Source organism: Microbacterium sp. MYb72 (assembly GCF_002979415.1).
In the GTDB taxonomy this organism is placed as follows: domain Bacteria; phylum Actinomycetota; class Actinomycetes; order Actinomycetales; family Microbacteriaceae; genus Microbacterium; species Microbacterium natoriense.
In genome coordinates, this window is the sequence record NZ_PCOT01000052.1 from 1 (window position 1) to 12,216 (window position 12,216).

Here is a 12,216-nt window from a genome sequence, read left to right on the forward strand (position 1 = left end):
TCAGGCCGCGCCCGCCCCAAGATCCGGACGCCGCCCCCAAATCCGGGCACACCAGCCGACAGCATCCGTAACTCGGTCGATCCTCCGGACTTCAGCCGCCAAGGCGAACGACCCACCGGACGTCGCCCGATCGGGCGAAAACTTCAGCCCCGGCCAGCTCCCTGCCCCGAGAACCGGACGACGCCCCGAGATCCGCACAACTGACCTGCATCCATCCGGGTCTCGGTCGATCTTCCGGATCTCAGCCGTCCGACGCGGGCCGGACCCGCCCCTGACCCACCCGACGCGGGCTCAGAGCCATCCCTTGTCGAGAGCGATCCGCACGGCCTGCGCCCTGTTCGCAGCCCCGGTCTTGCCGATCGCCGCGGAGAGGTGGTTGCGCACGGTCCCCGCCGAGAGGAAGACCTCCGCGGCGATCGCGGCGGCCGATCTGCCGTCTGCGGCGAGACGCAGCACCTGGCGCTCCCGGTCGCTGAGCGGGTTCGCCCCGTCGAACAGGCTCTCCTCGGCGAGGGCCGGGTCCAGCACGCGCATGCCCGCGTGCACGCGGCGCACAGCATCCGCCAGCTTCTCCGCCGGGCTGTCCTTGACGATGAAGCCGCTGGCGCCCGCGTCCAGAGCCGAGCGCAGGTACCCGGGCCTGGCGAAGGTCGTGACGATGAGCACGCGGGTGCCGGGGTGCGCCGCCCGCAGCAGCCGGGTGGTCTCGATGCCGTCCATGCCCGGCATCTGGATGTCCATGAGGCACACGTCCGGCGCGGTCTCGGCCGCCAGGCGCACCGCCGTCGCTCCGTCGGCCGCGAGCCCGACGACCTCCAGATCGGGCTCCAGGTCGAGCAGGGCGCCGAGCGCTCCCCGCACGAGCGCCTGATCGTCGGCGATCAGCAGTCGGATGCCGTCGGTCACCAGGTCACCTCCACGCTCGTGCCGCCGGACTCTCCCGCGCCGAACGCGAACGAGGCCCCGGCCGCTGCCGCCCGCTCCCGCATGCCGCGGACGCCGTTGCCCTCGCGCGAACCGGGCCCGGCGCCGTCGTCGACGATCCTGAGCCGCCCTGGCGCGATCTGCACGTCTACCCGCGTGGCGCCGGCATGCCGCAGCGTGTTCGTCGTCGCCTCCCGGAGGATCCATGCAGCGGTCAGCGCCTGCGCGGCGGAGAGCGCCCCCGGCGTCCCGTCGACGGCGAGCACGACGTCGGCCGACCGCAGCGCGTCGCGGCTGGATGCCAGCTGCTCGGTCAGCGTCGTCGCGCGCGCTCCGGAGACCGTGGCACGCACCCCGGCGATCGCCTCCGCGGTGAGCGCCTCGATGTCGGCGAGCTCGGCCTTCGCCCGCTCGGGGTCGGTGTCGATCAGACGCCTGACCAGCTGGGCCTTCAGCCCGACGACGGTGAGCGAGTGCCCGATCAGGTCGTGCACGTCGCGGGCGACCGCCTCCCGCCCCTCGCTCGTGGCGAGCTCGAGCCCCAGCCTCTCCGCCTCGTTCGAGCGCAGGATCAGCCAGGTGGACACGGTGTTCACGACCCCCAGCAGCACGATGATCGCGAGCACCGTGAGGAAGTCCAGCCCGCCTGGGAGGAGGAACACGCACAGGGCGGTGATCGTGACGGACGCCGCGAACGTGATCCAGTGCCAGACGCGGGTGAGCCCGTACGAGGCGAAGGACATGATGAACGGGAGGAAGCTGAGCGCCGATCCGCCCTCCGCGGGGATCGACACCAGGGCGCAGACGATCAGGAGCCCGAAGGTGACCCACTGCCGCGGAGCGACCGGGCGCCCCAGGCCGCCCCCGCCGCGCATGCCGTACATGAAGCCGACGACGTACAGCACGATGAAGGCGACCAGGGCGGCCCAGCCGACCACCACCCAGGCGATCGGCGCCTCGGAGCGGAGCAGCGACAGGACGGGGTAGATCAGGAAGATGAGCCAGACGACGGCCATCAGCCAGCCGAATCGTGCCCAGGGATCCGCCGGATGCGCGGACCCCGCCCCCGAGCCGGATGCCGCCCATGCCGCGGGCGGAGCACCTGCTGCGGCGAGCGCCGCCGCGTCGTCTCGCTGATCGGTCATGGAACCAACCTACTGACGTGCGCGGGAGCGCTTGGCGCCCGCCATCACCAGCGCCGCGAAGAGCACGACCCACACCGCGACGTTGAGGAGCAGCATCCAGAGCTCGTCGGTCTGCCCCGTGGTGAGCCGTCCTTCGGTCAGAGGCCACCTGCTCAGGGCCACGAAGCCGTAGAGCGGGGTGAACCGGGCGATGTCGAGCATGACCCCGTCGAGGGGCATGAACACGTTGCCGAAGAAGGCGAAGAACGTCATCGAGATCGACGCCAGCGCGGTCGCGGAGTCGCCGTTGAAGAACAGGCCGACGCCGAGACCCCAGAGCCCGTAGATCAATCCGAGTCCGAGGACGATCCCGACGGTCGCAAGCCACCGCCACGCGCCGTCGGCCTCGGCGCCGGTGAGCATCCCCGCCACGAACACCCCGAGCACCGACAGCGCCGCGTAGGAGAAGGCCGTGAGCACCTTGGTGAGGGCATAGCCGGTGGTCGTCAGCGGCGACATCGCCAGCTGGCGACCCCATCCCTGCTTCGACTCCGTGGCGGCGAGGGAGGTCAGCGAGCTCATGGCGACGGCGGTGCCGTACGCGGCCATCGACGTCATGACGTAGAACGAGACGTTGCCGTGCCCGGCGGAGAGCGTGCCGTAGCTCATGCTCGCGCCGAAGAGCAGGTACATCGCGATCGGCATGGCCAGGGTGAAGGCGAGCGTGTAGGGGTTGCGCAGCTGGCGGACGGCCTCGATGCGCAGCATGGTGGGTGAGAGAAGCATCGGTCAGTCCTCCGTGAGGGCGGTGAAGGCGGTTTCGAGGGTGGGCGCGGCGATCTCCAGATCCCGGGCCCCGGCGTCGAGCAGGGTGCGCGCGGCCGCGTCGGAGTCGGCGGCCTTGAGGCTGAGGCGATCGGCGTCGACGCGGATGCCGACCACGCCCGCGATCGCGGCGAGCCGCTCGACGATCGACATCGACGACCCGGCCGGCAGCGTGGCCGACACGGTGCGCTCGCCCAGGCTCGCCCTGAGCCGCGCGGTGGGGGCGTCTGCGACGATCGTCCCCCGGTGCATGACGACGGTGCGACGGGCGAACTGCTCGGCCTCTTCGAGGTAGTGCGTCGCGAAGATGATCGTGCGGCCGGCGTCGGCGTCGGCGCGCATGACGTCCCAGAAGTGACGACGGGCCGTGACGTCCATGCCGGCGGTGGGCTCGTCCAGCACGAGGATGTCGGGATCGGGCACCATCGCGAGGGCGAACTTGACGCGCTGCTGCTCACCGCCGGAGCACTTCGAGACCTTGCGCTTCGCGAGCGCGACCAGATCGGCGCGGCGCATCACCTCGGGCACCCGATCGAGCGCCTGGCGTCCGTGGAGCGAGGCGATGAGCTCCACCGTCTCGAGCACCGTGAGGTCGCCGAGCAGCCCGCCGGTCTGCAGCACGGCCGCGATCGCCCCGGACTTCGCCGCGGCATCCGGATGCCCGCCGAGCACCGACACCGTGCCGGAGCTCGGTTCGGTGAGCCCCAGCAGCATGTCGAGGGTCGTCGTCTTGCCCGCCCCGTTCGGCCCGAGAAGGGCTGTGACCTCGCCCCGTTCGATACGAAGGCTCACTCCGTCGACGGCCTGCACGCGCCGGTCGCCGACGCCGAAGTGGCGGCGGACGTCGGTCAGCTCGATCACCGCGGATGCGGCTCCTGATGTGTTCATGCCTCCAGCATCGCGACGCGCAGCCTGCGGCGCCGTCGTCCGCTGTCACGCGTTCGACGTGACACGTGTCATGCCGGACGCCCCTGGGGCCGGTTCAGGACGCAGGCAGGAACGCGCCCTCCAGGAACGACTCCAGCTCGGCCACGGCATCCAGCGGCAGGATCGCGGCGACATACTGGTCCGGGCGGACCACGACGACGACGCCGTCTCGGGAGAGCTCACGCGCCTCGAAGATGTCGGCATCCGTCCAATGCGAGGGGCCGGCGGCGTACACCTTCTCCCAGTCCGTGAGTCCGAGCGGGCCGGTCTTCGGCTGGAACAGCTCGGGAGCCGACGTCACCTCGACCTCCTCGTACGACTGCTGATAGACGGCCTTCACGTCGAAGACGGCGTCGACGTCGGCATCCGACGGGGTGAACCGGGCGAGCAGGGGCGTGGCCTGCGCGGCCCACGACTCCAGCGCGGAGCCGTCGCGGTCGCCGAACGCGTAGACGCGCCAGCGTCCGTCCGCCTTGGCATGGTGGCCGAGGTGGATGGCGTTGCCGTCGCCGACCCGGACGACCTCGGCGGACTTGAACCGCTTGCCCAGCGGGAACCCGGCGGCGAGCGACTGGTGCGCGTCGGAGCCCGTGATCATGGACGCGGTGTACTGCGTCATGAAGCCGGAGGGGAACTCGGCCGTGCCGAGGTAGAAGGTGGCGAGCTCGTTCGGGTCGGAGATCTCCTCGGGCTTGCGGGCCATGAGCGAGGACCATTCGCGGTCGAAGTCGATCAGCTGCTGCGCCACGGGGCGGCGCTCGGATCCGTATGTCGACAGCAGCGCCTCCGGGCTGCGTCCGGTGAGCACGGCGCCGAGCTTCCAGCCGAGGTTGAAGCCGTCCTGCATCGACACGTTCATGCCCTGCCCTGCCTTCGCGCTGTGCGTGTGGCAGGCGTCTCCGGTGAGGAAGACCCGCGGGGTGCGCTCCACGCCGGGGTCGACGTCGTCGAAGCCGTCGGTGACCCGATGGCCGACCTCGTACACGCTGTGCCAGGCGACCTGCTTCACGTCGATGGAGTACGGATGCAGGATCGCGTTGGCCTTGCGGATGATCTCCTCGACCGGGGTCTGACGCACGCGATGGTCGTCGTCCTCGGCCACCTCGCCGAGGTCGATATACATGCGGCTGAGGTATCCGCCCTCCCGGGGGATGTGCAGGATGTTCCCCGCCTCGGAGTTGATGGCGCACTTGGTGCGCCAGTCGGGGAAGTCGGTGTTCACGAGCACGTCCATGACGCCCCAGGCGTGGGCGGCCATCGCGCCGACGTGAGTGCGTCCGATCGCTCCGCGCACGCCACTGCGGGCGCCGTCGCAGCCGACGACGTACTTCGCGCGGACCGTGCGCTCCTCCCCCTCGCGGGGGCCTGCGACGTAGCGGATGCGCACCTCGACAGGGAACTCGCCGTCGTCGTGGACGGTGAGGCCCGTGAACTCGACGCCGTAGTCCGGCACGATCCGCCCCGGGCCGTCTGCGGCGGCCTCGGCGAAGTAGTCGAGCACGCGCGCCTGGTTCACGATGAGGTGCGGGAACTCGCAGATGTCGTAGGCGTAGTCGGCCGTGCGCGCCGTGCGGACGATCTCGTCGCGCTTCTCGGGGTTCGGACCCCAGAAGTTCATCCAGCCGATGTTGTAGGCCTCGGCGATGATCCGCTCGGCGAACCCGAAGGCCTGGAAGGTCTCGACGCTGCGCGGCTGGATGCCGTCGGCCTGGCCGAGCACGAGGCGTCCGTCGCGTTTCTCGATGATGCGGGTGACGATGCCCGGGTACTGCGACATCTGCGCCGACAGGAGCATTCCGGCGGGGCCGGAGCCGACGATGAGCACGTCGATGTCGTCCGGCAGGTCTGCGGGTCGGTCGGCGACTCCCGCCGGGAGCACGCGCGGGTCACCGGAGACGTAACCGTGGTGGTGGAACTGCATCGTCGTCGATCCTTCCGGACTTCTCTGTCGGGTCTTGCGGCGCGAACAGGAGTGTTCTATATTCGAACACACTGTTCTACTATTGAACACAGCTTAGACGCGCCCCTCTCCGACCGCAAGGGAGCACCATGGCCGACACCGCCCCGGCGTCGCAGACCCTCAGCCGCGGCATCCGCATCCTCGAGGTGCTCGCCGACGCCCGCGGCCCGCTGTCGATCGACGAGATCGCCGCCGCCATCGGCGTGCACCGCTCCATCGCCTACCGACTGCTGCGCACCCTCGAAGACCACCGGCTCGTCGGGCGCGACGCCGCAGGAGCCGTCTCGCTGGGCGCGCGCATGGCGGCCCTCGCGGCCGGCGTCGCACAGGACCTGCAGGCCGAGGCCCTCCCCGAGCTCACCGACATCGCGAACGAACTGGGGATGACGGCCTTCCTCGCCGTGCTCGACGGAGAGGACTGCATCACGCTCGCGAGCATCGAGCCCCGTCACGCGGTCGCCAGCGTGGCGCAGCGACCGGGTGCGCGCCACCCGGTCACCGTCGGAGCGCCGGGCAAGGCGATCCTGATGCAGCTCACCCCCGCCGAATGGCCGGCGGATGCCGCGGCGGCGCTGCGCGCGGAGGTCGAGGCCTCCCGCACGCACGGCTACACGACGAGCCACGACGAGGTGATCCCGACCGTGCAGTCGGTGGCCGTGCCCCTCGCGCTCCGGGGCCAGCGCCCTGCGGCGATCGCGGTCGTGCACGTGGCGACGTCGGTCGAGGATGCGGCGATCGCCGAGCGGCTGGAGCGCTCGGCATCCGCGATCCGCGAGGCGCTCGAGGGCTGACGCGGCTCACGCGTTTCGTCTCGTCGCTGCGCTTCCTCGCTCGACGACCGGGACCTTCGCCGGTCGTCGAGCGAGCGCGACAACCCCCACCCCACCGGTCGTTGAGCGAGCGCAGCGCGACGAAACACCCCAACCGACGCCGAACGGCCGCTGAGGCGTTTCGTCTCGTCGCCGCGCTCCTCGATCGACGACCGGCGGTCAGGCCTTCGCGAGACCGCGGATCGGACTGACGGCCTGCTCGGCCTCGTGATCCGGTCCGAGCGGGATGCCGGAGCGGTCGCGCAGCAGCAGCGTCGCGACGAGACCCAGCACGGTCATGCCGGCGAGGTACCAGGTGACGGCCTGCGTCGAGCCCGTGGCCTGCACGATCGCCGTCGCGATGGTGGGGGCGAAGGCGCCGCCGGCGATCGCGCCGATCGCGTAGGAGATCGAGACGCCGGAGAAGCGGATGCTCGCCGGGAACAGCTCCGTGTACAGCGCGGCCTGGGGGCCGTAGGTGAATCCGAGGCCGATCGTCAGGATCGCGAGGCCGGCGAACAGCAGGCCGATCTGCCCCGTGTTGACGAGCGGGAACAGCGTGAAGACGCCCGCGAGCTGCAGCACCCAGCCGATGATGTAGGTGCTGCGGCGTCCGATGCGGTCGGAGACCCAGCCGGCCAGGAGCGTGGTGAGCAGCCAGGTCACGGCGGAACCGGCGACGGCCCACAGCACCGGCCCGCGCTCGAGGCCGATCGGCCCCTCCGGGTTCGTCGCGTAGCCCTGGATGTAGCCGCCGGTCGTCATGTAGCCGACGGCGTTGTTGCCGGCGAACACCAGCGCGGCGATGATCACGAGCAGCAGGTGCTTGCGGAACAGCTGCACGATCGGCATCTTCGCCTTCTCCTTGCGCTCGGCGAGCTCGGTGAACACCGGGCTCTCCTCGACCTTGCGGCGCACGTAGTAGCCGACGAGGATCAGCACGACGCTGAGCAGGAACGGGATGCGCCAGCCCCACGCGGCGAACTGGTCTCCGGGGGCGATCGCGGTCATCAGCGCCATCACGCCCGAGGCGAGGAGCAGCCCGAGCGGGACGCCGATCTGCGGCGAGGCGCCGAAGATGCCGCGCTTCTGTCGCGGCGCGTGCTCGACGGCCATCAGCACGGCGCCGCCCCATTCGCCGCCGGCGGAGATGCCCTGGATGATGCGCAGGAGCACGAGGAGGATCGGCGCGGCGAGGCCGATGGACTGGTAGGTGGGCAGCACGCCGATGAGGGCGGTCGCCGCGCCCATGAGGATCAGCGTCCACATGAGGACGGCCTTGCGTCCGAGCTTGTCGCCGAAGTGCCCGGCGAGGAAGGCGCCGAGCGGACGGAAGAGGAAGCTGACGCCCACGGTGGCGAAGGCGATCAGCGCGCTGTTCGCACCGAGCGGCTCGAAGAACAGCTGACCGAATACGAGGCCGACGGCCGTGGCGTAGATGAAGAAGTCGTACCACTCGACGGTGGTGCCGACGACCGTCGCGAAGATGACGCGCCGTCGATCGGCCTGCGAGGCGATGGTTCCGGTGGGCGTGAACCCACCCTGTGACTGCCCGCTCATGGGGCCTCCTTTTGCTGGTGACTGCACTGTCACGGCGCACATCCGAGGGGGAAACGAGTGCTTGCCGAGGGGTGAACCGATGATATATGATTTCAGATACGACGCACAAGGCGTCGTCGAAAGCGCGAGGAGGCGCATCCGTGACGGCATCCATCCCCCGCCCCGGCAAGATCATCGCGATCCACCTGAGCTATGCCTCTCGCGCCGATCAGCGCGGCAGGCGCCCCGCCTTCCCCTCCTACTTCTTCAAGCCGACCAGCTCCGTCGCCGCATCCGGCGGCACCGTCGAGCGGCCGGCCGGCACCGAGCTGCTCGCCTTCGAGGGCGAGATCGCCCTCGTGATCGGCACGGCGGCGCGCCGCGTCTCCCTCGCAGACGCCTGGTCGCACGTGGGATGGGTCACGGCCTCGAACGATCTCGGCCTCTACGACCTGCGCGCGAACGACAAGGGCTCGAACGTCCGCTCGAAGGGCGGAGACGGGTACACCCCGCTCGGCCCCGAGTACATCGACGCCTCCGCCGTCGACCCCGCAGCCCTCCGCGTGCGCGCCTGGGTCAACGGCGAGCTCCGACAGGACGACACGACGGCCGGCCTCATCTTCCCGCTCGCGCAGCTCGTCGCCGACCTCTCGCAGCACTTCACGCTGGAGCCCGGCGACGTCATCCTCACCGGCACGCCGGCCGGATCCAGCGTGATCGTCCCCGGCGACGTCGTCGAGGTCGAGGTGGACGCCCCGACCGCGCACGGCGCCCCCTCCTCCGGTGCGCTCGTGACCACCGTCACGCAGGGCGACGTCCCGTTCGACGCCGAGATCGGCTCGCTCCCCGCGGTCGACGACCTGCAGCGCACCGAGGCGTGGGGCTCACGTGAGGCGGCCGGCCTGCCCCCGGTCGCTGAGGAGCCGCAGAACGCCGCATCGACCCCGTCGGATGCCGCACCTTCTGGCTCCTCGGGATCCGGCGCCGGGCTCTCCCCCGAGTTGCGCGCCAAGCTCCTCGAGGCGCCGACCGCCGGACTCTCGGCGCAGCTGCGCAAGCGCGGCCACCACTCCTGCTTCGTCGACGGCGTGGCAGCGAACATCGCCGGCACGAAGATCGTCGGCACGGCGAAGACGCTGCGCTTCGTGCCGTTCCGTGAAGACCTCTTCAAGAGCCACGGCGGCGGCTACAACGCGCAGAAGCGCGCGTTCGACGCCGTCGACGAGGGCGAGATCATCGTGATCGAGGCCCGCGGCGACGCCACGACGGGCACGCTCGGCGACATCCTCGCCCTCCGCGCCCGCGCCCGCGGAGCCGCAGGGGTCGTCACCGACGGCGGGGTGCGCGACTTCGACGCCGTCGCCGAGATCGGCCTTCCCGTGTTCTCGCAGGGCGCCCACCCGTCCGTCCTCGGACGCAAGCACGTGCCGTGGGACGTCGACGTCACGATCTCCTGCGGAGGCGCGACCGTGCAGCCCGGCGACATCATCGTCGGCGACGGCGACGGCGTGATCGTCATCCCCCCGTCGCTCGTCGAGGAGGTCGTCGACGACGCTCTCGCTCAGGAGATCGAGGACGCCTGGATCGCCGAGCAGGTCGCCGCAGGGCACCCCGTCGACGGGCTGTTCCCGCTGAACGCCGAGTGGCGCGCGAAGTACGAGGCTGCGACGAGCCGCGCATGACCACCGTCGAGAACTCCAGCAAGTCGGAGCGCGCCTACGACTGGATCCGCTCGCGCATCTCGGCGCACGCCTTCGGGCCCGGGTACCGTCTCGTGCTCGGCTCGATCGCCGACGAGCTCGACATGAGCGTCGTGCCCGTGCGCGAGGCGATCCGCCGCCTCGAGGCCGAGGGGCTCGTGACGTTCGAGCGCAACGTCGGCGCGCGCGTCACGCTCGTCGACGAGAGCGAGTACGCGCACACCATGCAGACGCTCGGACTCGTCGAGGGCGCCGCGACGGCGCTCTCCGCCCCGCTCCTCGACGAGCAGGCGCTCGCGGAGGCCGCGGAGGTGAACGAGCGGATGCACCGGCTGCTCGACCACTTCGACGCCCACGCCTTCACCGAGCTGAACCGCCAGTTCCACTCCGTGCTGTTCGAGCCGTGCCCCAACCCGCATCTGCTCGACCTCGTCCACCGCGGATGGGCCCGGCTCTCCGGCATCCGCGACTCCACGTTCGCGTACGTGCCCGGCCGCGCCCAGCACTCCGTCGACGAGCACACGCAGATCCTCGAGCTGATCCGCGAGGGCGCAGAGCCCCTTGAGATCGAGCTCGCCGCCCGCAACCACCGTTGGCGCACGAGGGACGCGTTCCTCGATGCGCTGCACACCCGTTCCACCCACACCCCTGGAGAAGGCTCATGACCGATTCCCGCATCCCCGCCGACCTGCCGGACCACATCCAGCACTACATCGACGGCGCCTTCGTCGACTCGATCGACGGCGACACCTTCGACGTGCTCGACCCGGTGACCAACCAGACCTACACCACCGCCGCCGCGGGCAAGAAGGCCGACATCGAGCTCGCCGTCGCCGCCGCGAAGCGCGCCTTCGACGAGGGCCCCTGGCCCCGGATGCTGCCGCGGGAGCGCTCGCGCGTGCTGCACCGCATCGCCGACATCGTCGAGTCGCGCGACGCGCGCCTCGCGGAGCTGGAGTCCTACGACTCGGGTCTGCCGATCACCCAGGCCCTCGGCCAGGCGCGTCGCGCCGCCGAGAACTTCCGCTTCTTCGCCGACCTGATCGTCGCGCAGTCGGACGACGCCTTCAAGGTGCCCGGCAAGCAGATGAACTACGTCAACCGCAAGCCGATCGGCGTCGCTGGCCTCATCACGCCGTGGAACACGCCGTTCATGCTCGAGTCGTGGAAGCTCGGCCCCGCGCTCGCGACCGGCAACACGGTGGTGCTCAAGCCCGCCGAGTTCACGCCGCTGTCGGCATCCCTCTGGGCCGGCATCTTCGAGGAGGCCGGCCTGCCGAAGGGCGTCTTCAACCTCGTCAACGGTCTCGGCGAGGATGCAGGCGACGCCCTCGTGAAGCACCCCGACGTGCCGCTCATCTCGTTCACGGGCGAGAGCTCGACCGGACAGCTGATCTTCGGCAACGCCGCTCCCTTCCTCAAGGGCCTGTCGATGGAGCTCGGCGGCAAGTCGCCCGCCGTGGTGTTCGCCGACGCCGACCTGGAGGCCGCGGTCGACGCCACGATCTTCGGCGTCTTCTCCCTCAACGGCGAGCGCTGCACCGCCGGTTCCCGCATCCTCGTCGAGCGCTCCATCTACGAGGAGTTCGTCGAGCGCTACGCGGCGCAGGCGCAGCGGGTCAAGGTCGGCTACCCGCACGACCCCACGACCGAGGTCGGCGCGCTCGTGCACCCCGAGCACTACGAGAAGGTCATGAGCTACGTCGAGATCGGCAAGACCGAGGGACGCCTGGTCGCCGGCGGCGGCCGCCCCGAGGGCTTCGACGAGGGCAACTTCGTCGCGCCGACCGTGTTCGCCGATGTCTCCCCCGACGCCCGCATCTTCCAGGAGGAGATCTTCGGCCCCGTGGTCGCGATCACGCCGTTCGACTCCGACGAGGAGGCGCTGTCGCTCGCGAACAACACGAAGTACGGCCTGGCCGCCTACATCTGGACCAACGACCTCAAGCGCGCGCACAACTTCGCGCAGTCCGTCGAGGCCGGGATGGTGTGGCTCAACTCGAACAACGTGCGGGATCTCCGCACCCCGTTCGGCGGAGTGAAGGCGTCCGGCCTCGGCCACGAGGGCGGCTACCGCTCGATCGACTTCTACACCGACCAGCAGAGCGTGCACATCACGCTCGCGGAGAAGTCCCACAACCCCACCTTCGGCAAGAACTGACCTCACCTCTCCCGTTTCGTCTCGTCGCTGCGCTCCTCGCTCGACGGCCGGTCCTGAGATCCGGTCGTTGAGCGAGCGAAGCGAGACGAAGCGAACGCACGACACGAAAGCAAGGACGCTGACATGACCAACCGCGACGACATGACGCTGACCTCGTCTGGCTTCTACGTGAGCCAGGAGGCGCCGATCCATCCCGCCGACCCCACCCCCACCCCGACGAGCTCCATGTAGGCGCAGCGCAGCACGT

At 70.4% G+C, this 12,216-nt stretch carries 10 protein-coding genes; 4 read left to right on the plus strand and 6 right to left on the minus strand.

Annotated elements, in window-relative coordinates; translation table 11 throughout:
- Window positions 1-291: 291 nt before the first annotated feature.
- From CQ047_RS18095 to CQ047_RS18115, 5 genes are all read right to left on the minus strand, one after another.
- On the minus strand, window positions 292-906 hold the full coding sequence (locus tag CQ047_RS18095) for a response regulator transcription factor (protein ID WP_105677407.1): 615 nt from the start codon (window positions 904-906) through the stop codon (window positions 292-294).
- Window positions 903-2,069 (minus strand): sensor histidine kinase, encoded by a 1,167-nt coding sequence (locus CQ047_RS18100; RefSeq protein WP_105677408.1) that lies wholly within the window; start codon window positions 2,067-2,069, stop codon window positions 903-905. Before CQ047_RS18100 ends, CQ047_RS18095 begins: the two co-directional genes overlap by 4 nt.
- 9 nt (window positions 2,070-2,078) lie before the next feature.
- Complete coding sequence (locus tag CQ047_RS18105; protein ID WP_105677410.1) at window positions 2,079-2,834, minus strand: ABC transporter permease; 756 nt, start codon at window positions 2,832-2,834, stop codon at window positions 2,079-2,081.
- Window positions 2,835-2,837: 3 nt separating this feature from the next.
- Window positions 2,838-3,761 (minus strand): ABC transporter ATP-binding protein, encoded by a 924-nt coding sequence (locus tag CQ047_RS18110; RefSeq protein ID WP_105677411.1) that lies wholly within the window; start codon window positions 3,759-3,761, stop codon window positions 2,838-2,840.
- Between the two features lie 94 nt (window positions 3,762-3,855).
- Window positions 3,856-5,721, minus strand: a complete 1,866-nt coding sequence (locus CQ047_RS18115) for an FAD-dependent monooxygenase (RefSeq protein WP_105677412.1) — start codon at window positions 5,719-5,721, stop codon at window positions 3,856-3,858.
- A 128-nt stretch (window positions 5,722-5,849) separates the two neighbouring features.
- Here CQ047_RS18115 and CQ047_RS18120 point away from each other — a divergent pair, with 128 nt between their 5' ends.
- Window positions 5,850-6,551: an IclR family transcriptional regulator gene (locus tag CQ047_RS18120; protein WP_105677413.1), complete on the plus strand. Its 702-nt coding sequence runs from the start codon at window positions 5,850-5,852 to the stop codon at window positions 6,549-6,551.
- Between the two features lie 198 nt (window positions 6,552-6,749).
- On the opposite strand, the gene CQ047_RS18125 is transcribed toward CQ047_RS18120, so the two are convergent.
- A complete protein-coding gene (locus CQ047_RS18125; protein ID WP_105677414.1) occupies window positions 6,750-8,129 on the minus strand; it encodes an MFS transporter in 1,380 nt (459 codons plus the stop codon).
- An 86-nt stretch (window positions 8,130-8,215) separates the two neighbouring features.
- On the opposite strand from CQ047_RS18125, the gene CQ047_RS18130 reads away from it, so the two are divergent.
- Genes CQ047_RS18130 through hpaE form a run of 3 tightly spaced genes read left to right on the plus strand, consistent with a single transcriptional unit; the run spans window position 8,216 to window position 11,969 of the window.
- On the plus strand, window positions 8,216-9,790 hold the full coding sequence (locus tag CQ047_RS18130) for a fumarylacetoacetate hydrolase family protein (protein ID WP_105677416.1): 1,575 nt from the start codon (window positions 8,216-8,218) through the stop codon (window positions 9,788-9,790).
- Window positions 9,787-10,473: a GntR family transcriptional regulator gene (locus CQ047_RS18135; protein WP_105677417.1), complete on the plus strand. Its 687-nt coding sequence runs from the start codon at window positions 9,787-9,789 to the stop codon at window positions 10,471-10,473. Before CQ047_RS18130 ends, CQ047_RS18135 begins: the two co-directional genes overlap by 4 nt.
- On the plus strand, window positions 10,470-11,969 hold the full coding sequence (hpaE, locus tag CQ047_RS18140; RefSeq protein ID WP_105677418.1) for a 5-carboxymethyl-2-hydroxymuconate semialdehyde dehydrogenase: 1,500 nt from the start codon (window positions 10,470-10,472) through the stop codon (window positions 11,967-11,969). Before CQ047_RS18135 ends, hpaE begins: the two co-directional genes overlap by 4 nt.
- Window positions 11,970-12,216: the final 247 nt, after the last annotated feature.